17 protein-coding genes and 1 pseudogene are annotated in these 20,936 nt (G+C 70.3%); 11 read left to right on the top strand and 7 right to left on the bottom strand.

The features are described 5' to 3' along the window. Window positions 1-31: 31 nt before the first annotated feature. Window positions 32-178 (top strand): annotated as a pseudogene (locus ACZ7M3_RS10445) (metallophosphoesterase); the annotation flags it as partial. A 719-nt stretch (window positions 179-897) separates the two neighbouring features. Here the strand turns inward: ACZ7M3_RS10445 and ACZ7M3_RS10440 are convergent. Next, window positions 898-1,245, bottom strand: a complete 348-nt coding sequence (locus tag ACZ7M3_RS10440) for a hypothetical protein (protein WP_452981016.1) — start codon at window positions 1,243-1,245, stop codon at window positions 898-900. 238 nt (window positions 1,246-1,483) lie between these two features. On the opposite strand from ACZ7M3_RS10440, the gene ACZ7M3_RS10435 reads away from it, so the two are divergent. Further along, window positions 1,484-2,443 carry a LysR family transcriptional regulator gene (locus tag ACZ7M3_RS10435; protein ID WP_472062284.1) on the top strand — a complete coding sequence of 320 codons (960 nt, stop codon included), beginning with the start codon at window positions 1,484-1,486 and terminating at the stop codon, window positions 2,441-2,443. Between the two features lie 38 nt (window positions 2,444-2,481). On the opposite strand, the gene ACZ7M3_RS10430 is transcribed toward ACZ7M3_RS10435, so the two are convergent. Then, window positions 2,482-3,915, bottom strand: a complete 1,434-nt coding sequence (locus ACZ7M3_RS10430; protein ID WP_472062282.1) for an aminopeptidase P family protein — start codon at window positions 3,913-3,915, stop codon at window positions 2,482-2,484. 249 nt (window positions 3,916-4,164) lie between these two features. Between ACZ7M3_RS10430 and ACZ7M3_RS10425 the strand changes: the two genes are divergently transcribed. The 6 genes from ACZ7M3_RS10425 to ACZ7M3_RS10400 all read left to right on the top strand — a co-directional run bounded on the left by ACZ7M3_RS10425 (window position 4,165) and on the right by ACZ7M3_RS10400 (window position 12,790). Then, window positions 4,165-6,195 carry a collagenase gene (locus ACZ7M3_RS10425; protein ID WP_472062280.1) on the top strand — a complete coding sequence of 677 codons (2,031 nt, stop codon included), beginning with the start codon at window positions 4,165-4,167 and terminating at the stop codon, window positions 6,193-6,195. A gap of 267 nt (window positions 6,196-6,462) precedes the next feature. Further along, a complete protein-coding gene (locus ACZ7M3_RS10420; protein WP_472062278.1) occupies window positions 6,463-7,965 on the top strand; it encodes a metallophosphoesterase family protein in 1,503 nt (500 codons plus the stop codon). A gap of 579 nt (window positions 7,966-8,544) precedes the next feature. After that, entirely contained in the window at window positions 8,545-9,408 is an 864-nt protein-coding gene (locus tag ACZ7M3_RS10415) for an isocitrate lyase/PEP mutase family protein (RefSeq protein WP_472062277.1), read from the top strand. Continuing rightward, window positions 9,405-9,674: a hypothetical protein gene (locus ACZ7M3_RS10410; protein ID WP_472062275.1), complete on the top strand. Its 270-nt coding sequence runs from the start codon at window positions 9,405-9,407 to the stop codon at window positions 9,672-9,674. Before ACZ7M3_RS10415 ends, ACZ7M3_RS10410 begins: the two co-directional genes overlap by 4 nt. A 627-nt stretch (window positions 9,675-10,301) precedes the next feature. Next, window positions 10,302-12,185 (top strand): LamG-like jellyroll fold domain-containing protein, encoded by a 1,884-nt coding sequence (locus ACZ7M3_RS10405; RefSeq protein ID WP_472062273.1) that lies wholly within the window; start codon window positions 10,302-10,304, stop codon window positions 12,183-12,185. Window positions 12,186-12,418: 233 nt separating this feature from the next. Then, window positions 12,419-12,790: a DUF6234 family protein gene (locus ACZ7M3_RS10400; protein WP_472062271.1), complete on the top strand. Its 372-nt coding sequence runs from the start codon at window positions 12,419-12,421 to the stop codon at window positions 12,788-12,790. A 106-nt stretch (window positions 12,791-12,896) separates the two neighbouring features. On the opposite strand, the gene ACZ7M3_RS10395 is transcribed toward ACZ7M3_RS10400, so the two are convergent. Further along, window positions 12,897-13,289 carry a winged helix-turn-helix transcriptional regulator gene (locus ACZ7M3_RS10395; RefSeq protein ID WP_382142965.1) on the bottom strand — a complete coding sequence of 131 codons (393 nt, stop codon included), beginning with the start codon at window positions 13,287-13,289 and terminating at the stop codon, window positions 12,897-12,899. A gap of 74 nt (window positions 13,290-13,363) precedes the next feature. Here ACZ7M3_RS10395 and ACZ7M3_RS10390 point away from each other — a divergent pair, with 74 nt between their 5' ends. Then, window positions 13,364-14,083: an NADPH-dependent F420 reductase gene (locus tag ACZ7M3_RS10390; protein ID WP_472062269.1), complete on the top strand. Its 720-nt coding sequence runs from the start codon at window positions 13,364-13,366 to the stop codon at window positions 14,081-14,083. Between the two features lie 66 nt (window positions 14,084-14,149). On the opposite strand, the gene ACZ7M3_RS10385 is transcribed toward ACZ7M3_RS10390, so the two are convergent. Both ACZ7M3_RS10385 and ACZ7M3_RS10380 read right to left on the bottom strand, forming a co-directional pair. Then, entirely contained in the window at window positions 14,150-16,606 is a 2,457-nt protein-coding gene (locus ACZ7M3_RS10385; RefSeq protein WP_472062267.1) for a penicillin acylase family protein, read from the bottom strand. Between the two features lie 400 nt (window positions 16,607-17,006). Then, a complete protein-coding gene (locus ACZ7M3_RS10380; protein WP_472062265.1) occupies window positions 17,007-18,767 on the bottom strand; it encodes an MOSC domain-containing protein in 1,761 nt (586 codons plus the stop codon). Between the two features lie 260 nt (window positions 18,768-19,027). Here ACZ7M3_RS10380 and ACZ7M3_RS10375 point away from each other — a divergent pair, with 260 nt between their 5' ends. Beyond that, the gene (locus ACZ7M3_RS10375; RefSeq protein WP_472062263.1) at window positions 19,028-19,459 is read left to right on the top strand and encodes a VOC family protein; all 432 of its coding nucleotides are present in this window, start codon (window positions 19,028-19,030) and stop codon (window positions 19,457-19,459) included. A gap of 131 nt (window positions 19,460-19,590) precedes the next feature. Here the strand turns inward: ACZ7M3_RS10375 and ACZ7M3_RS10370 are convergent, their stop codons facing one another. Both ACZ7M3_RS10370 and ACZ7M3_RS10365 read right to left on the bottom strand, forming a co-directional pair. After that, window positions 19,591-19,914 carry a hypothetical protein gene (locus ACZ7M3_RS10370; RefSeq protein WP_472062262.1) on the bottom strand — a complete coding sequence of 108 codons (324 nt, stop codon included), beginning with the start codon at window positions 19,912-19,914 and terminating at the stop codon, window positions 19,591-19,593. Between the two features lie 37 nt (window positions 19,915-19,951). Beyond that, on the bottom strand, window positions 19,952-20,470 hold the full coding sequence (locus ACZ7M3_RS10365) for a CGNR zinc finger domain-containing protein (RefSeq protein ID WP_472062260.1): 519 nt from the start codon (window positions 20,468-20,470) through the stop codon (window positions 19,952-19,954). A 158-nt stretch (window positions 20,471-20,628) separates the two neighbouring features. Between ACZ7M3_RS10365 and ACZ7M3_RS10360 the strand changes: the two genes are divergently transcribed. Further along, window positions 20,629-20,913 (top strand): hypothetical protein, encoded by a 285-nt coding sequence (locus ACZ7M3_RS10360; RefSeq protein WP_472062258.1) that lies wholly within the window; start codon window positions 20,629-20,631, stop codon window positions 20,911-20,913. The last annotated feature ends 23 nt before the right edge of the window (window positions 20,914-20,936 follow it).

The raw sequence follows: 20,936 nt of genomic DNA, 5'->3' as shown, positions 1-20,936 counted from the left end.
GTTGCTACGGTTCACCGCTTCATGGTCATCGGGAGACACCGGCGAAGGGGACGATCCCCGATACGCCGTCGCCCCTGGCTTCCTGAAGGCCGGTCAGGGAACGGAATTCGCCGTCATCGCCAGCGACGTGATCTACCCCGTCGGCAGTACGGACGGTAGGGGAGCGGAATACGTACGAGGGACTGGTGCCGGATCGCCGGTGTCCAGGAGGATGCTGGGTAGAGCAGTTGCTGGAGCTTGGATGCGGCCGGTTGGGTGACGAAGACCATCTCCGCGTGTGCGGAACCACGGCATGCCGGCCGTCCCCTCATTTCCCCCGGACAGCGATCCTCGTATAGGGGGGCTATTCGGCCCGCAGGGGCAGCGCGTTGGCGGAGCACCGCTCCTGTGAAATGAGGGTAGGGCGGTTTGGATGCCGACTACCGCCGTTACTCGTTCGGCTCCGTGTAGGGCTCAGCGAGTCGCTGCGCAACATCATCCAGCCATTCCTGCGCCCAGCTCCGGAGCTCAGTGATATCAGCCGCGTCCAGTCCGTAAGCCTCGAATTCCGCATCGCTGATCCATTCCAGGCTTTCCAGCCGGTCATGGAGCTCTGCAGATCGAACTCCTCCGGGCGCCGTGCGGCCAGGCCTTCCAGTTCTCCGGCGCTGTAGAGGTGCCGGGCAGCGTGGACGTCAACCTGCCAGCCTCGCCCGCTCAGGCCGAGTACCAGCTGTTCGATGATTTCGTGCATCGCTGCCGGATGCTCTGTGGCAAAGTCGAGGTCCTGGCTGGGCCTGTGGACAATGCCATGCGCCTGAACCGCGTAGCCTCCCATCAGTGCAAGTCCGAACGGGCGCCCGGCCGTGAGTGCGTCGGCGAGCAGGCGGCGGTGGTGGTCGGGCAGGCCGGGCAGTGTCACGCGGCAGCCGCCGGCTGCAACTGTGCGAAGCGGTCCTCCCACGCGGTGCGCACACCGCGGCCGAGCATCTTGCGCAGGATCGGCCAATGCGCGATCAGTTGTGCGGCGTCGAGATAGCAGGTGTAGTCCTCGCGTCTGCCGTTGAGCAAGACGATCCGGTACATCCCCAGCAGCAGTTTCTCATCACCGAGATCGAACGCGCGCAGCCCCGACCACGCCAGGTGAAGAGGGAGGACGACCGTGCCCTGGGTGGGACCGATGAGCTCGGTGAGGTCACCAGGCAGCTGATCCGGCGCCGGGGCCCAGCGGGATCGCGCGGTGGCATCCGATGCCTTTTCGATCATGCCCTGGTCTTTCGTTCTGCCCGATACACAGGGTCGGACCGGCGGCGGCGAAAGCATGCCCCGCAGATGTCAGCCTAGCGGTCTTGGCAGCCAGAAGCGGAGGGACTCCGCGCTGGGGGAGTGCCGGCCCAGGTTCTGTCCGGCCCATCACGGAGGCAAGGTGACCCCGCGATGAACCACCGCTAGAGTCGCCCGGTGACCGCGGACGGCAGGGGCGTCGAGACGAGGAGCCCGGACGATGGACCTGGAGCTTCGGCATCTGCGGACCTTGTGTGCGATCGCCGACGCCGGGAGTCTGGGGCGGGCCGCGGCACTCCTGAAGTACTCGCAGCCGGCGATGAGCACCCAACTGCGCCGCATCGAGCGGCTCTTCGGCGAGGACTTGTTCGTGCGTACCGCGTCGGGAGTCGAGCCGACCCAGTACGGCCTTGAGGTCCTGACCCAGGCGCGCGACATTCTGGCCCGTGCGGATGCCATCAGGCGCCGTCCGGCGAGGGACGGCGTCAAAGCACCCCGGGCCCTGCGCCTTGCGGCGACCAACTCGCCCGTCCTGTCCGGCATGGTCGTCCGTATACGCAGCCGGAGGCCCGATCTCACGCTGACGGTGAGCAGCGTCTACCCGTCGTCGGAGATAGTCGAGCACTTGGAGCAGGGCGAACTGGACGCCGCGATCGCCGCGGACTACCCCGGAATGGAACTGCGGCACTCCGCGGCCGTGGCGCATCGCGAGATCGTCAACGAACCCGCGTTCGTAGCCCTGCCCGCCGGTCACCGGCTCAGGCACCGCATGGAGGTCCCCCTCGCCGAACTCGCCGACGAGGCCTGGTTCCTGACCCCCGACGACGGTGCCGGCTGGCCGGGCGTGTTCTACGCGGCCTGCGCGGCAGCCGGGTTCACGCCCGCGGCCGTCCACGAGTACCTCGGTGACCGGCTCCAGCTCCAGGACATGATCGCCGAGGGACTCGGCGTCTCCATCGTGCAGGCTACGACCCGGCCGAACCGGGGCGTGATCGTCAAACCGCTGGCCGGCACACCGCTGTGGACCCGCTATCTGCTCGCATGGCGCCGCGACCAGGTCACGCAGGACATCACGGAGACACTGTTCAGCTCCGCGCACGCGTCCTACCGCGACCTCATCACACGGTCGGCGCACTTCCAGGCGTGGGCGGCGCAGACGTTCCGTCTGCCATATTCCTAGGGCCGGTTACGGCGGCGCCCGCACCCCGGGGCGCAGGGTCAGGCCAGGAGCTCGCCCATCCACGTCTCGATCGCCGACGCGGTGCGCGGCAGCGCCGACGACATGAGGCGGGCGCCGTCCTGGGTGACGACCAGATCGTCCTCGATGCGCACGCCGACGCCGCGCAGCTCCGGCGGCAGCGTCAGGTCGTCCGGCTGGAGATACAGGCCCGGCTCGACGGTCAGGACGTGGCCCGCCTCCAGGACGCCGTCCAGGTACTGCCCGGCACGGGCCGCGGCGCAGTCGTGGACGTCCATGCCCAGCATGTGGCCGCTGCTGCACCACGTGTAGCGGCGGAACAGGCCGCTCCCGGGCTCAAGGGCCTCGTCCGGCGTCACCGGGAGCAGGCCCCAGGAGTGCAGCCCCTCGGCGATGACCCGCATCGCGGCGAGGTGGAAGTCACGAAAGCGCGCGCCCGGCCGGACCGCCGCGATACCCGCGTCCTGCGCGGCGAGCACGAGGTCGTAGAGGTCGCGCTGCGCGGCGGTGAAGATGCCGCTCACCGGAAGGGTGCGCGTGATGTCGGCGGTGTAGAGCGTGTCCGACTCGACGCCGGCGTCGAGCAGCAGCAGGTCCCCGGGACGGACCGGACCGTCGTTGGCGATCCAGTGCAGTACGCACGCGTGCGCTCCGGCGGCGGCGATCGTCTCGTAGCCGAGGCCGTTGCCCTCGAGGCGGGCGCGCAGGCCGAAGACGCCCTCGACCCAGCGTTCGCCGCGCGGATGGCGGACGGCCTCGGGCAGTGCGCGCACGACGTCGGTGAATCCGGCCGCCGTGGCGTCCACCGCGATCTGCAGCTGCTCGACCTCCCACTCGTCCTTGACCAGGCGCATCTCGGAGAGGAACGAGGCGAATTCGAGGTCGGCCTCTTCGCGGCCGGTGCTGTCCAGGAGCGCGTCGATCTCCGGGTCGACGCCGCGCAGCAAGCGGGCCGGCCGCGCGCCGTTCAGCCGGGCGGGCACGTCGTCGAGGCCCTGGGTCGCCACGCCGAGCAGTGAGGAGGTCTCGTCGAGGGTGGCGCGGCGGCCGACCCAGATCTCGCCGTAGCGGCGGTCGCGGTAGAACTCCCCGGTGTCGCGCGGGGATCGCGGGCGGACGTGCAGCACCGCCTCGTGACCAGAGCCGGTCGGTTCGAGGATCAGGACGCTGTCCGGCTCGGTGCCGCCCGTCAGGTACGAGAACGCGGTGTGCGGGCGGAACCGGTAGTCGCAGTCGTTGCTGCGCACCTTGAGGACGCCTGAGGGAACGACGAGCCGTTCGCCGGGGAAGCGCGCGGACAGCCGGTCGCGCCGCTTGGCCGCCCACGGTGCGATCGACTGCGGGGGCGGATCGGCCCGCGGCGAAGACTCCCAGTTCCCCATGAGGAACTCGGCGAGCGCCGAGGAGACCGGAAGGTCGTGCGAACCGGTGTGGAGCGGCTTCTTCGTCGTCATGCCGGGATCGTAGGGAGCAGGGGGCCGCCCCGCCCCATACCGTTTTCCCGCCGCAGGCATAACACCAGGCGAAGACCTGCTCGGCGTCCCGCCCTGACCGTCAACTGCCTCTGCGGGCACCGATGTTATGGCCCGCCCCTCCATTGTCGTATCCCCCGGTCCGTTGTCATCGGCCACGGTGGGTGGGACGTTCCCCCCACGCCTCGCCGCTCGTGCTCGAAGCGACCCCCCACTCACGAAGGAGCATGGATGCGTCGTCGACCTGCCCTGCCCCGATTCCATCCCGGAAGTCCGCCCGGATTCACGTCCAGATTCACGTTCAGATGCGCGTCCGGATTCCTGGCCGTCAGCCTGGTGGTCAGCGCCCTGATGGCAGGCCTGCCGGCCGCACCGGCCCTCGCAGCCGCCGGACCGAAGGCCGCCGCGACGGCTGCTCCCACGACCACCGCCGCGACCAGGCCCAGGCCGCGCGCGCTGTCGCCGCTCGGCGCGAACACCGCTGCGTCCGAGCAGGCAGACGTCCAGAGCGGGCGACTGGCCGCCGCCCAGGTCCGGCCGCTCAGCCCGCAGTTGCCGCAGACCTCCTCGACCTCGAAGGCCATACGGCCTCCCCAAGCCGCGAAACACGCGGCAGCCGCGTCGTGCACCCCGGCCGACTTCGGCACCCGTACCGGATCCGAACTGCTCGCGTACATCCAGGACTCGACCACCGACTGCATCAATACGCTGTTCGGCATCACCGGCACCGACGCCCGCAACGTGTTCCGCGAGGCGCAGATGGTGACCGTCGCAGGAGCCTTGCAGGACGCGTCGCAGACGTACCCCGGCGACAACTCCACCCACGTGTGGCAGCTCGTGCTGTTCCTGCGCGCCGGCTACTACGTGCAGTACAACGACTCGGCCGACGTCGGCGACTACGGCCCGACCCTGGCCGCGGCCACCGAAGGCGGACTGGACACGTTCACCGCCAACTCCCACTTCATGGACGTCAGTTCGGAACACGGCAACATCCTGGGCGACGTCATCATCCTGACGGACAGCGCCAACGAGCAGGCCCGCTACCTGGACACGTACCAGCGAGTGCTGAACGCCTACGACAGCTCCTACGACGCCTACTGGAGCATGGACACGGCCGTCAACGACGTCTTCACCCCGCTCTTCCGCGGCCACTTCAACCCCGCGTTCATCAGCGCGGTCACCGCCGACCCGGGCATCATCGACACGCTGAACTCGTTCACCCTGAACCACCTGCCGATGCTGAGCGGGACCTGGTACTTCATGGCCTCCAACGCCGGAACGGAGACGGCACGCTTCCTCGACACGGCCGGGCTCAAGGACAAGGTGCGGCCGATGGTGAAGGGCCTGCTCGACGCCTCCTCGATCACCGGCCCGACCGCTGCGCTGTGGGTCGGCGCCGCCGAGATGACCTCCGCGCACGACGCGGCCCAATGCTCGTACTACGACACCTGCGACCTGACGTCCCAGCTCACCGCGGCGGCACTGCCCCTCACCTACACGTGCGACGACGGGCACACGTTCCTGGCCCAGTCCCTGACCGGCCCGGCGCTCGCCGAGGCCTGCAAGAGCGTGCAGGGACAGGACGCCTACGTCCACGGCATCGTCAAAGACAGCGGCCCGGTCGCCGACGACCACAACACCGACATCCAGATCGTCGTCTTCGCGAGCCCCAGGGACTACCAGACCTACTCAGGCTGGATCTTCGGCAACAGCACCGACAACGGCGGCGAATACCTGGAGGGCAACCCCGCCGACCCCGACAACCAGGCCCGCTTCGTCGCCTACGTGAAGAGCGCGGGCGACGGCTTCCCGGCGGACATCTGGAACCTGAACCACGAGTACACCCACTACCTCGACGGCCGCTACGACACCTACGGCGACTTCTCCGCGGGCCAGACGGTCCCGGACATCTGGTGGATCGAGGGCTTCGCCGAGTACGTCTCGTACAGCTACCGGGGCGTGCCCGACACCGAGGCGCTCCTTGATGCCGGGAAGCACACCTACGCCCTGAGCACCCTGTGGCAGAGCACGTACGCCAACTCCGACCTGACCCGCACCTACCCATGGGGCTACCTGGCCGTCCGCTACATGCTTGAGAACCACCCGGACGACGTGCAGGCCATGCTCACCAAGTTCCGCACCGGCGACTACGCCGGAGCCTATGCGCTCTACAACACCGGCATCGGCACCCGTTACGACGCGGACTTCGCCGCCTGGCTCGACACGTGCGCGGCCGGCGCCTGCCGGGGGAGCAGCAGCTGACCGAGCACTGACGGCCGAACCGGCCGCCGCCTGCCCCTGCCCCTGCCTGTCACCCCGCGGCCCGACAAGGCGGCGGGGTGAGACGCGTGCCAGACGCACCACTCGCGCCCGTGGCCGTGCCCGGCGGCCTCACTCCTGCCCGGCCTCCCGTCGCGGCCGCGCAGCGACGGCGAACCCGACGTCCTCCCCCCTGGAGCACGCAGCGACGGCAGCGTCGCCACGCACCCCATCCCCGGCCCGTTCCCGGACCGTTGCTACGGTTCACCGGTGTCTGACTCTTCACGCGATACCGCCGAAGGCGCCGGCTGGGGCACCCTGGAACACGGCGAGTACAAGCACCTCATGCCGTACCAGGTCGACAAGCTCTCATGGCTCAACCCGAAGACCCTGTGGGCCGCACGCAACGGCGTACTGGCCTCCTGGTTCGGAGATCCCACGGGCCGCACCCGCAGCCGCTGGGTGGCACAGCGGACGGCCGCCGGAGCACCCGCCACCAAGGTGATCCGGCGCGACGACCCGGACCACTTCTCCTTCATGGTCATCGGAGACACCGGCGAGGGCGACGATCCCCAATACGCCGTCGTCCCCGGCTTCCTGAAAGCCAGTCAGGACACGAAATTCGCCGTCATCGCCAGCGACGTGATCTACCCCGTCGGCCGGACGGACGACTACGGCACGAAGTTCTTCCGCCCGTACCAGGACTACCAGGCACCCATATACGCGATACCCGGCAACCACGACTGGTACGAAGACCTCGGCGGCTTCATGCGCGTCTTCTGCGACGACGCCCGGCCACTCGCCCCACAGCCCGCGCCGCGCCCCCTCTCACGGGCCTGGCTGCGGTCACTGCTGTGGCACCGGCCGCACCCGGCCGACGGACAACACCTCACCGAAGCACGCAAGTTGCGCTCCTCACCGGCCCAACAAGCCGTCCAGCCGGGCCCGTACTGGGCCATCGACGCCGGTCCGGTGCGGATCATAGGCATCGACACGGGACTGCTGGGAACCATCGACGCCGAACAGGGCGCATGGCTGCGCGAGGTGTCCAAGGGACCTCTCCCCAAGATCCTCGTCACCGGCTCGCCCCTGTACGTGGACGGCGAACACCACCCTTGCCCCATCGAAGGCGGCGGCACCGTCGACGACCTCGTCCGCGACCCGGACCACCGCTACCTCGCGGCCATAGGCGGCGACATCCACAACTACCAGCGCTACCCGGTGCAGGTCGACGGCCGCACCATCCAGTACGTGGTGTCGGGCGGCGGCGGAGCCTTCATGCACGCCACCCACACCATCCCCCGCGTCTCCGTCGCGAACGTCACCGAGCAGGAGTTCCGCTGCTACCCGCTGCGCGGCGACTCCCTCGCCTTCTACAGCAGGCTCTACGGACACCGGCTCCGCCTGCGCCGCCTGTTCACCCTCACCGAGGCCGAGGCGACAGCCGTCGTCGCCGAGCGCCTCGGCATCCCGCCGACCCGCACCCAGGGCCCGCCCGCCCGCGTCACCCGGCGCACCCGTCTCATCGCGAACCTGCTGGGCGCGGGCGGCCGCCCCGACCGCACCTCGCGCTTCCGCCTGCCCGTACGGAAGATCTACACCCAGCTCTTCTCACCGAGCTCGGCGACCTACAGCCCGCCCTTCTTCAAGTGCTTCCTGCGCCTGGACGTCACCCCGGAATCGGTCCGGCTGCGCTGCTTCGCGGCCACCGGAAACCGCGCGCAGGAACTCGACCCGCCGGTCGAGGACGAAGTCACCATCGCGCTGCCCTGAACACCCGAGGACCCGGACGCTGCCCCGCACGGCAGCCGGCCCGGTCCCTGCGCCGCCGCGTGATCCGGGACGCTGGGACTGCGCTATCATTGATCTTGAGCAAGACGCCCGAACTTCCGGCGGCCGGCCTCGCGTTGGTGGTCCAAGGAAAGACGCCCCGCTTCCTGCGGGGAGATGCAGGTGCAAGGCCTGCCCGGCGCTCCGCACAGCCCCGCCTCCGGTCTCCCGGAGGCGGGGCTGCTTTTTTTGAACGCCGGGGACCGCGGCGCCCCCCCCGGCTGGTCTGGTGCCGGGAACAGGACGCCGGCCGGGTCTTGTGCACCCCCTCGGCCGCGCCCCGGCCGCCTGCGCGGACCCGGGCTCCCGCGTCCGCCCGCCCCGGCGGGATCAACCGGGCGGCCCGGACGGAGGACCAGTGACGTTTCTCCGGTGAACCGCTTGCGCCATTGAGGTGAGTAAAGCCCTCCCAAGGAGAGAGCCAGGTGTCGCTATAGGGATCCTCTTGTTCTGGCAAAGGGCAGTCGTGTTGCGGCGGCCCTCTCCGCGCGACGTGTCCAACCCCACGAGAGGAACCGGACGTTGACCTACGGGACGAAACTGAGGGAACAGATCGCCGGGCCGGAGACCACCCCGCTGATCGGCGTGCATGACATGTACTCGGCGTCGATCGCGGCCGAGCACTACGACGGGATGTTCGTCTCCGGCTTCGGCTTCGCGGCCTCGTACTATGGACTGCCGGACATCGGCTTCATCGCCTGGCCGGACATGATGGCGTTCGTCCAGCGGCTGCGGGGCGCCTTCCCGCGCCACCACCTCCTGGTGGACATCGACGACGGATACGTCGACCCCGAGGTCGCCTGCCATGTCGTGGAGGGACTGGAGCGGACCGGGGCGTCGGGAGTGATCCTGGAGGACCAGAAGCGCCCGCGCCGGTGCGGACACGCCGACGGCAAGCAGGTGCTGCCGCTGTCCGAGTACCTCGCCAAGCTGGAGATGGTCCTGGCGACCCGGCAGGACCTGGTGGTGGTGGCCCGTACGGACGCCACCGACGAGAACGACATCCTGCACCGGGCCGAGAAACTGGCCGCGACCGACGCGGACGTGGTGCTGGTCGACGGAGTACGCAGCGTGGAATGGATCCGGCGGATCCGCAAGGTGGTCGGCGACAAGCCCCTGCTGTTCAACCAGATCGCGGGCGGCAAGTCACCCCGGCTCTCGCTGACCGAACTGTCCGAACTCGGCGTGGACGTCGCCATCTACAGCACACCGTGTCTGTTCGCGGCCCACCAGGCCATGCACTCCGCGCTCGCCGACCTCAGAAGGGCGGACGGCCGGCTCCCCGCGGTGAACACGGCGGACGGCGTCGGCGTCAAGACCGCCACCCAGCTGCTGGAGCGCAACATCGCCCGGCTGCGGCCGGAACCCCAGGGCGTGAGCGCGTGACACCGGCACGCGTCCCGCCACCGCGACTGCGCACGGCCGCCGTGCTGGCGGCGGCCCTGCTGGGCACCGCGGCAACACCGGCGGCCGCGGGCGACAGCCTGATCACCGTCCTCGACAACTCGCACGCCGACTCCATCCTCGAGGTGGACCGGACCGCGAACATCCAGCAGGGCAGCGGAACGGCCGGCAGCGACCACGAGGGCAGCACCGTCGACATGATCGAGGCCCTGGTCGCGGCGCACCAGCACGAGCAGAACCACGCCTGACCCGCCGCCCGGCCGCCCGGCCGACGACGGGACGCCGAGGGCCTGCCGCTCGGGGGCAGGCCACAGGAACGGTGACGGGGCCTGCCCCCGGCCCGGTGAGCGGGATCCGGCCGGAGGCCCTGCGCGAGCCGGGCAGACGGCCGGGCACCGCTGCCGGCTCTGAAGAGGCGGCCCGTGCAGGGGGCGGCCCGTGCGAGGGGCAGTCCGTGCGAGGGGCAGCCCGTACGAGGGGCGGCCGCTTCACGCTGTACGGCCACGACCCTCTTGCCCGGCTGCTCCCGCCCCCGGGCCGCGCCCCGTCGACATGGCGGGGCCGGACCGGGGGGCTGGCGGAGCCGATTCCCCTCGCAGACGGCAGCGTTACGCGTGTTCGCCGGCCTCGCCGAACCGCTCGCAGGAGCCCGGGGGAGGACCCCAGGGGAGAGGGCGAAGGAGGCAGCGGGCGAGCCGGCCGGCCGGGACAACGCACGCGAGCTGTTCTTCCGACAGCGCACCCCGCCCCGCACCACGGCGACGGAAGCCAAACGTGCGGCGAACAGAATTCGGCGTTCAGCTACCTGCCACCACGTGGCCACGGCCGCTCAGGACTGTGCCTTGCGAACCCAACGTTCCCCACCTGGAGGGCACATGAGCACAGCAGGGCACCACAACCGGCTGGACAGACGCGCACTGCTGCAGGCCGCGGTCGCCATACCCGCGGCCGGCGCGGTGGCGACCGCACTCGAGGCGACCCCGGCACACGCCGGCCCGGCAGCCCGCAGCGGCGGCCGGTCCCACTTCGACACCGAGAGCCCCCGCTTCGCGCTGGCCGTCCTGCCCGACACGCAATACCTCTTCGACGCCGACAGCTCCGACCCGGCACCCCTGCGCGCCACGTTCCGCTACCTCGCCGCCGAGCGGGAGGAGGCGAACATCGCCTTCATGACGCACCTCGGTGACGTCACGGAACACGGCACCGAGCAGGAGATCGCACTCGCCGCCGACACCTTCAGGACCATCCACGGCAAGGTGCCCTACAGCGTCCTGGCGGGGAACCACGACATCCGCTCCTCCACCGACGACCAGCGCGGCGACTCCGCCTACCTCGCGGCGTTCGGACCCCAGCGCTACGCCTCGATGCCGACCTTCCGCGGCGCCTCTCCCGACGGCTACAACAGCTACCACGTACTGCGTGCGGCGGGCCGGGAGTGGCTGGTCCTCGCCCTCGACTGGCGGGTGTCGGACAACGGACTGCGCTGGGCGCAGGGGGTCCTCGACGCGCACCCCACGCTGCCCGCCGTCCTCACCACGCACGACCTCGCCTGGTCGGACGACGACGGCGCGGCGCAGCTGTCGGACCACGGGAGGCGGCTGTGGGACGGTCTCATCCGCGGCAACGACCAGATCTTCCTCGCGCTGGGCGGCCACTACTGGCCGCCCGGGCGCACGGTGTTGACCAACGACGCCGACAACGATGTCCACGTCCACATCACCAACTACCAGGACCGCTACTACGGCGGCGCCGGGATGATCCGCCTGTACGGTTTCGACCTGGTCCGCAAGGTCATCGACGTCGAGACCTTCTCGCCGTGGTTCCTCGCCCGTGACCCGCACGAGCGGTCGCCGCTGGAGGCGGAGACGATCGAACTGACCGGCCCCACCGACCGGTTCAGCCTGAGCGTCGACTTCGACGAGCGCTTCAAGGGCTTCGCCCCGGCCGTCCCGCCGAAGCCGCGTCCGGCATCCGCCGTGATGCCCCGCGGCACGGTCGCGTACTGGCGCTTCGACGCGTCCGGGACGGCTGCGGCCGGATCGCCGGGCGCCACCGTGGCCGACGGAGCGGTCGTGCGCGACCTCACGGGCAACGGCAACCATCTGAGCGTGAGCCGGCTGCACTCCAGCGGACCCGACGCGCTCACCTGGTCGGCGGACCACCACCCCGGCCAGCCGGCACACGCCAGCCTCCGCTTCGACGGCGGCAAGAGCCCGGACCGCGGTGCCGTGCTGACGACCGCCGCGGGCGCCGCCCTCAACAGCGAGAAGTTCACCGGCGGCTACACCATCGAGACGTATCTCATGCTGCCCGAGCCGTTCGAGGGCGACCACAGCTGGATGGGCATCCTCAGCTGGGAGGGCCGCAACGGAGACGCGGGCAAGACCACCGGCTGGTCCCCGCTGGAGCCCACCTGCAGCCTCAACCTGTCGCCCGAGAGGTTCCTCCAGTTCGTCGTCTACCCCTACAAGCAGGACGCGGACCCCACGTCGTGGAGCCACGCCGTGCCCGTCGGCCGGTGGATGCACATCGCGCTCGTCAACGACGGCCGCCGGACGGTGATGTACGTGGACGGCTCGAAGATCGCCCGCAATCCGTCGCAGCCGTCGACCGGCATCACCACGCTCGGCAAGCCCTTCGTCATCGGCGCCACGCAGTTCGACGAGCAGTTCGGGCAGGGCTTCTACGGATGGATCGGCGACACCCGCATCGTGAACAGGGCCCTGGCCACCCGGGACTTCCTGACTCCCTTCGAGTGAGCGGCGCACTTGCGCACATGTGACGGCGCGGGGACCTGAACAAGTGGCTGCGCACCCGGCGCCCGCGGGCCCACCGCGGCGCCGGACGGGCCTGCCCGGTGCGCGTCGCGATCGGCCGGCTCGCGGCGTCCGTGATGCCGATGTCCGGCCGACCACTGCCCGTGGGCGCCACGTGCTGGGTCTGAGTACGGGTACTCATGACACCGCGTGCCTGCCGGGGCGACTGTCGCTGGGTGAGTGCAGATGCCGAACGTACTGGTCGGGGCGTGGCCGTGGCCCTGGCTGCTGTCGAGCTGGCAGCCCTTGCCCTGGTCTGGCTGTCCTGGGCTTCGTCCTACTGGTCGTGGGACCCGCAGCACTACGGCGCCTCTCCGGGTCCCTACCTGCAGAAGGCTGCGTTCGTGCCGGCAGCAGCCTTGCTGGCCGCTGTCGTGGCCGCAGTCCGCCGGGTACGTGCGGTCGCCATCACCCAGCTCGTGATGTCCGTCGCCATCTGCGGGATCATGATCGGCGCGAAGGCTGCTGGTGAACGTGTCTACGAGTCCTCCTACCGGGACGCCTGCCACGCGGGCCTGATCTGTGACGCGCCCTTGCCCGCCCGATGAGCTTGATACTCAGCAGCACCACCTGCGACATCCCGGTGATCAAGATCTTCCCCACGAAGCGAGCGTGTGCGTTCCACCGTGCCGCCGGACGGTCGGGATCCGGGCGTTACCCCTGTGAGGCACCGCCGGAGGGCAGGTGCTGTGTGGTGGGGGTGCATTCGGCTTGCTGGGCGGCCATGACCTCATCACCGTGTTCGAAGGCCCATGCTCCGACGGCGTCGATGGGGGCCAACAAGGTCCGTCCCAGGGCGGTGAGCCGGTACTCGACCCGCGGTGGTGCTCCGGGATGTGCGTGCCGGTCCACCAGTCCGTTGAACTGCAGGCGCCGCAGCGTCTCGGTGAGGACCTTGGGGCTGATGCCCCCGATCCGCTCCCGCAGTTCGACCGGGCGCCGGGGACCCTCACGCAGTGCCCAGAGCACCACGGCGTTCCAGGTGTTGGAGAGCAGGTCGAAGGCGAGGCGGGCGCGGCAGTCGGCGAGGAAGGCGTCGGTCGTCACGTACCACATGGTGCCCGACAGGCCGCCTAGCGTCGTCCCGGAAGGTCGAAGCAGGCACGGAGAGGAATCGCGTGATGAGAATCGGCGTGCTGGGAACGGGCAACATGGCGGACGCACTCGCCACCCACTGGGCGCGGGCCGGGCACGAGGTGACCGTCGGGGGACGGGACGCGGACAAGGCGGAGCGGCTCGCGACGCGCATCGGGGGCAGCGCGAAGCCTGCGAGTCTGCGTGCGGCGGCCGAGTCCGGCCAGGTCGTGCTGGCCGCGCTGCCCTATGACGCAGGAGCGGGCGTGGCACGGGAGCTGCGGGCGGCGCTGGACGGCAAGGTGCTGCTGGACTGTTCCAATCCGGTCGGGCCGGGCTTCCGGCTGCTGACGGAAGGAGGTCCTTCGGCCGCGCGGCAGCTGGCCGCGGCGGCACCGGGCGCCCATGTGGTCAAGGCGTTCAATCTCTGCCACGAGGACGTGTGGCGCATGCGGCCGCCCGTCTTCGACGGGCGGCCACTGGCCGTTCCGGTCTGCGGGGACGACCATGCAGCTCTCGCGCGCGTACGGGAGTTGGTGCGGGATGTGGGCTGCGAGCCCGTGGCCGGCGGCGGTCTCGAACGGGCGGGGCTCCTGGAGGCGACCGCCGCGCTGTTCATCGCGCTGTGGGTCGCGGAGGAAGCGGATGTCCAGGCGATCGCACCTCCGCTGGCCTATGCGGCCGGACCGGGCCGTGAGCAAGAGAAGGCGGCAGGAGGGCTGATGGCGGACGGTGTCGTCGTCCGGCGTGCGGCAGGCAGTGAGTGATCAGGAGTTCGGGCCGGGCCGGGTGCTGGTGGTCACCGCGCCCGGACCGGCCCGCTCCACGCCGGGTCAGCTGTGCAAGGTCGTCACCGTCAGGGCCGGGTCGCCGGTGATCTCCGCCTGTGTGAAGCGTTCGGTGACCCACTGCTTGCGGGAGAAGAGGCGGGTCTGGTCCGTGTAGTGGGGCGAGGCCGGGTTCGACGACTGGCCGTAGGTGAGGAGGGTGTGGGCGCGGGGGCCGTCCGGGGTCAGTTCGACGGCCATCAGGAAGCTGCTGCCGAAGACGCCGGCAGGCGGGGTGCCGGTGCCCGAGTCGGGGCTGGCGTCCATGACGTCGAAGCAGCCCACGTCGCAGCCGGGCAGCGGGATGCCGGCCCACTTCTGGACGGCGCCGAGCTCGGTGTCGACCGGGAGGTCACGGGCGGCGAAATCCTGGACGGCGTCGGCCAGGGCGTGCTGGACGCGTACGTCGTCGCCGTTGATGCCGCGTGGTGTGGTGAGGGGCTGGGCGGGGTCGTAGGGGACGCGGCGCCAGGTGTCGGGCGGGCCGTTGTCGAGGAGGCGGTTGAAGAAGGTGATCCAGAGCGCGGTGCCCCGGCTGGTGGTGTCGGCGCGGGTGTCCCAGCGGGCGAGGGTCGTGCACGCCTGCTGTACGTCGACCTCCGTGCCGTCCGTGGCCGTCAGGCGTGGGTGGGCGCGGCACATGCCGACCACGTCGTCGCGGCCCGTCTCGGCCGACAGGACGCGGTTGCCGAGCATCGACGCGCGCAGGGTGGCCCGGGTGAAGGCCGGAGCGCCGAGTCCGTCCGTGCCGTTCGCGCGCTGCGCGATCATGCGGAGTCCGAGCTGGGCCCGCTGGTCGAGGCGGGGATTGATGTCGTACACGCCCGGGAGGCCGGTGAGGGGGGCCTCGGGGTTGGTGTACTGGGGTCCGTTGTTGGAGTTGGCGACGTAGTCGGTGCGGTTCAGCTTCGGCTGGTGGGAGGGGCCGTAGACGCCCGGTACGAGCGCGTCGGGGTCGCTGCCCCAGGCGCAGGCCGACGTCGAACCGTCCAGGGCGGCGGGTGTCTCGTTGCCGGCCGGAAGGGTGCAGCGCCCCAGTTGTTCGTCGGTGAGGTGCGGGACGGCCGAGGAGTCGGTGAAGTACGTGCCGCCGCCGGTGTCGGCCGCGAGGGTGTAGGTCCAGGGGATGCCCTGGTAGGTGTTCTGGGCGGTGCGCAGCTGGGCGAGGTTGCGGGCCTTGCCCATAGCCAGCCAGGCGTTCATGGAGCGCAGGTTGTCGGCGTTGGCGTCGCGGACGGCGTAGGCGGTCTTCGTGGTCCAGGCGGAGGAGAGGACCGGGCCGAAGCGTGAGGTGTACAGGGTGCGGTCGACGGTCGACAGTCTGCCGTTCTCGTCGCGGACGGTGACCGGGACCGTGCGGCGTTTCATCGGCTCGGCCTTGCCGTCGACCACATAGCTGGTCGGGTCGCCGGGCACGAGCTTCAAGGCGTAGAAGGAGGCGTGCTGGGCGTCGCTCGTGGTGTGCGTCCAGGCGAGGCTCTGGTTGTGGCCGATCTCGACCAGGGGAGTGCCGTACAGGCCGGCGCCGGACACGTCCAGGGTGCCGGGGATCGTCAACTGCACCTGGTACAAGCGGAAGTTGCCGACGGTCCAGGGAAGGTGCGGGTTGGCGAGGACCATCGCGTTGCCGGTGCGGGTGGCGTCCCGGCCGAGCGCCCAGCCGTTGCTGCCGACGCCGGCCGTGGCGGGGCCCTGCGCGCCCGGGATGACGGATGCCGCGGCCGTCGCACGGGAGGTCCCGGAGGCCGCCGTGCCCTTGCCGTCCGGGGTTCCGGAGGCCGCCGTGCCGCCCGCGCCCGCCGCCGGAGGCTTCGCGTCGCCGATGTCCGGCGCCAGCGGCACCTCCGCGGTCACCCTGTTGACGTCGTACACGACGCTCCACAGGTCGAGCGGGGTGATCGGCCGCACCCAGGGCTTGCCCTTGCAGCGCGGGTCCGGCAGCTTGCCGACGCCCGTGTCGCGCAGATAGCGGTTGTACCCGGCGGCGTACCCCTCGACCATCCGGCGCAGCTCCGCCGTCGGCCCCAGCGGCGCCTTCCGGTCGAGCAGCCGCTGGACGGTGCCCGCGCGCCGTTGCCCCGTGTAGTACGTGTCGCTCGCGAGGTTGGAGCCCTCGCCGGACTCCCCGTCGGGCCCGAAGAACTGGGACCGCTCGCCCCGCAAGGTCACCACCTGGTCGGCGAGTTCACACATGTTGTCCTGCGCGAACGCGTAGCCGTAGCCGTATCCGAGGCCGTTGAAGTCCCGGGCCAGGATGTGCGGGATGCCGTACTCGGTCCGGCTGATCCGGGCCGTGTGCCCGCCCTCGGCCACCGTCTCGCCGCCCGGCCCCGTCGCGGCGGAGGAGGGCGCGGGCAGCAGGGCCGCGGTGGCCGAGGTGAGACAGAGGGCGGCCGCGACGGCCGCCAACCTGCCTGTCAGGGAACGCTTATGACGCTTCGTCAGTGTTCTGGGTTCACCCATGGCTGCCACCCTTCAGGGTGAACTGCCGGGCGGCATCGAGCCTCCGGCGGATTTCCGGACGGCGTGTCAGTCCGGAGATGTACGCCTTGGGGCTCTGCAGGCCGTCCGGCCCGCTGTCCGTTGCGTCCTTGGACCGGGCCCGCCCGTCGGGCGCCCAGTGCGAGTTCGGAGTTCGGAGTTCGGCCGAGTGAGGCGAGACCTGGGACTCGCTGCTCGAGCCGCGCCCGCGGAGCGGTCCGGGCCCGGATTGCCGCCGTGGGGGACGTCGGCCTGGCGGCCGTCGGCGTCGCCGCCGATCAGGACGATGAACCCGGCGCCGACGGGGCGCGCGTACGTCTTGTACGGGTCTGCGTGGCCTTCGCCCCTGGACATGTGCTCTTCGGCTGCCCAGATCGTGCGGCTACAGGTCGAGGACGACTTCAGTGGTGGGTCGGCTGCAGCAGACGAGGAGGGTGCCGGGCTCGGGGGGGTCGAGGGGTTGGGGCGTGTAGGTGATGTCGCCCGAGACGAGGTGGGTGATGCAGGTGTGGCAGACGCCGGTGCGGCAGGACCAGCGGGTGGGGATGTCGCAGGCCTCGGCGAGGTCGAGGAGGGAGGCGTGGGCCGGTGACCAGGGTGTGGTGATGCCGCTGCGGGCGAAGGTGATGAGCGGGCCGGTGCCCGGGGGGCCGGGTGGTTGGTGCGGTCGGATCGCGGCCGTGGGTGTGACGCCGGGGTTGATGGCGGGCAGGGCGCTGAACTGTTCCGTATGGATCCGCTCGGGGCGCAGACCGTGATCGCGCAGGTGGCCGCCGAGGTCGTCCATGAAGGCGAGCGGCCCGCAGATGTAGGCGTCGGCGTCGGCGGGGATGCCCATGGCCGCGAGCGATGCGGCGGTCGGGCGGCCCTGGGTGATGTGGGGCTCATCAGGGTGTGGGGCTTCAGCGGTGTAGTAGACGTGCTGGTGGGCGTTGGGGAGCTGTGCCAGGAGTGTGCGTGTCTCGTCCGCGAAGGCGTGGTGGGCGCGGTCGTGGGCGGTGTGGATCCACCACACCGGGCGTGGGTCTCGTGCGGCGGCGAGTTGGTGGAGCATGGCCAGCACGGGTGTGGCACCGATCCCCGCGGAGATGAGGACGACCGGGCCGGTGCCTTCGTCAAGGACGAAGGTCCCGCGGGGGCTGGCGATGTCCACGAGGTCTCCGGGGCGGAGGCTGGTGTGTACATAGCCGCTGACCCGGCCGTGGGGCTCGTGCTTCACGCTGATGCGGTAGGTGCCGGCTTCAGGTGTGGAGGACAGGGAGTAGCTGCGCACTGCGGGGGCGGGCTCGCCGACGGCCAGGCGGATGGAGAGGTACTGGCCGGGACGGGCCTCGGGCAGTGGTGTGCTGTCGGTGGTGTCGAGGTAGATCGACGAGACGGTGGGGGTCTCGGGGACGATGCGGGCGACGCGCATGGTCTTGAAGCCCGGCCATCCCGGTTCCTGTCGGGGCTGCTGGGCGCTGGTGAGTTCGCCCGGCCATCCCGGTTCCTGCCGGGGCGGCTGGGCGGCGGCGAGTTCGCGGAAGGACTGCTGCCATCCGGGGCTGAGGGCGGGGATGTTCAGTGCTTTGCGCAGCTTCGCGGGGTCGCGGTCGGGGAGGTAGAGCAGTGCGTCGGTGTCGGCGACGCTGAGTTCTTCCGGGCCCTTGCGGGTGAGGGTGATTTCGTTGCCGGCATGGATGTGTCCCTCGGTGATGACGCGCATGTAGAAGCCGGGACGGTGGTGGGCGACGAGGAGGGAGGCCATGTCGGGTTCGCCCAGGCGCATGCCGACGCGGTAGCAGGTGACGCGGGGCTGGGTGACTTCGAATTCGGCTTCGCCGATGCGGTACCGGTCGCCGATGCGCACTTCCTCGTCGGGCAGGCCGTCGACGGTGAAGTTCTCTCCGAAAATGCCGAAGGTGAGGTCGTCGCGGCCGAGATGCTGTTGCCAGTACTGGTAGGACTCCACTTGGTAGACGAGGACGGCCCTCATCTCGCCTCCGTGCCCGGCGAGGTCTCCTTGGCCGTCTCCGTCGATGTTCAGCCGCCGGACCATCCGCGGGCCGTGGACGGGGCTCTTCCACGCTCCTGTGTGGACGGTCTTCCCCTGCCAGGAGACGTCTTTGGGCGTCCCTACGTTGACGGACAGCAGCGTCGCCATAGTGCTTCTCCTGCGTGGGCGGCCAGCCGGGAAAGCCCCTCATGGCGCTTTGATTTGTGCGGTTGGAGTCGATCTTAGTTCTTGGCAGGTGCCGCCGCTGTTTCGTGGGCATGCATTCTTTGAGGCATGGTCAGAGATTTTCCGAATGATTGGGGCGGGCGCGGAAATCGGGCTTTCTATTCGTGTTGCCTCGGCTGGTCATCCACATTACGCATGAGTGCGCGGTAGCGGGTGGTGCCGTGCTGCACCAGAATGCCCACATGGAGTACAAGCTCGAGGTCGCCATCCTGCCCGTGAGTGAAGTCGACCGCTCTTTGGCCTTCTACACCGAGCGGTTGGGTTTCCACCTCGACGTGGACTACGGGCCCAGCCCTGATTTCCGCGTGGTGCAGCTGACGCCTCCCGGGTCCGCCTGCTCGGTGCAGATCGGGGTGGGCCTCACTGACGCCGAGCCCGGCTCGGTGAAGGGCCTGTACCTGGTGGTCCCCGATCTTCAGAGTGCGCGGGCCGAGTTGGTGGGCCGCGGTGTCGACGTCGGGGAGATCAGGCACAAGGCGCCGGTCGACACGTGGCAGGGCGGCTTCGAGCCCGGCGTTGACCCGGAGCACCGCGACTACGCGAGCTTCGCGGAGTTCACCGATCCTGACGGCAATGCGTGGGCGCTGCAGGAATGCGGTTTTCGTTCCTCGTGAGGTGAAGCCGCCGCATTCGGCTTGCTGGCTTTGCCGCGCTTTTCCGGGCCCTTGCCCGCTCAATCCGGCTCGGACGCCGGGTTCTGTACCTCGCCGGTGGTGTGTTCCCCGCAGATCCGCGAGGACTGGCGTCAGATCCGCGAGGACTGGCGTCGGCGCGCCTCCCGCCAGGCGTACTTCCCGCCCGGTGGTGCTCCGTCCTTCGCCTTGCATGGAGGTGCCTGCACCTGGTCGGGGAGGCCGTCGGCCGGACCCCGGTGGCCCTCGTCGGCTGTCGCAGCGACCTGCGGAGGTGTCCGCAGCTGCTCGGCGATGCCTTCGGTGCGCAGCGCGGCCTGGTCGCGCATCCGGCCGGGCCGGGCGGCCCCGGACCGCGGCAGGCGCCCCGAGCCGTCACTGACGGTGGTGGTCTTGGCGGTGCTCTGCTTCTCACCAACCCGTGCGGCCACCGTCATGTCAACGGTCTGGCCACCACTGCCGCGTGCTGACTCGTTACTCGGCGGCGCCGTCGTCGCGGGTGCGCTGGTAGTGGCGCCTGGCCTTCATCCTGTTGCCGCAGACGGCCATCGAGCACCAGCGGGCCTTGTTGGCCTTGCTGCGGTCGAGGAGGAACCGCCGGCACTCCGGGTTGGCACACGGCCGCAGGCGGCCGGGCATCGTCTCCTGCAGTGCGCTCCAGGCCAGGACGGCCTCCACCGCCATCCGGCGCTCTTGCGGGGCGTCGATCTCCCAGGACACCCCGGTGGGGGAGAGGTGCGGGTGGGAGGTGACGTCCTTGAGGAGCGGGGCGAGCGCCGCGGCCGGCCGGGTGGCGCGCACCACGCTCTGCAGGGCATCGCGCGCCTGCAGGAGGTGCCGGTGCTCGTCCGGGGTGCCGCTGCCGCCGTGCACCCGCTGCCAGGGCCTGGCCGCTTCCGGATCTGCCAGCTGGTCCTGGACGACCCCGCCCACCACCGGCGTCGTGTTGAGGAGTTCCAGCAGTGCGTCCTGCTGCTCTCGGTCGGCCACCATCGCGTCTCCTAACCGTACTGATTCGATTGACAGGTTACACGGGCTCGTTCATCCTAACTGGATAAACGTGTTTAATCGGTTAGTTTAATCCTCGAATCCTCGGCTGAGGAGCTGCACCAGCCGGACGGTCAGCAGCCGCGACAGGAAGGACAGAACCCGTGATCGCCTGCCGGAGCGCCGACGCCCCGGAGACGCACCAGGACGCCCCGGAGATGCACCAGTGTGAGCGGAAGCGGTGGCGGCTGGTGACGGTCGCCGACGGGGGGGGCGTCACGCCGGCCGGTCGCGCTCCGGCCGCACGCACGATGCGTGTCGTCGAACGCGCCAGGGCCATGCTGGCCGGTGAAGCAGGAGGCGCCGCGGCTTTGGTGGCCGCACTCCTGGCCGCCCTGATCTGGTCCAACGTATTTCCCGCCGGCTACGAGGCGGTGTGTGTGGGCTGAGCCTCGGGCTGGGCGGCGGCCGG

The sequence above is a fragment of the Streptomyces sp. NPDC111656 genome (genome assembly GCF_055656965.1).
Note: the sequence above shows the minus strand (reverse complement) of the source record. Positions and strands in the feature narration are given on the sequence as shown.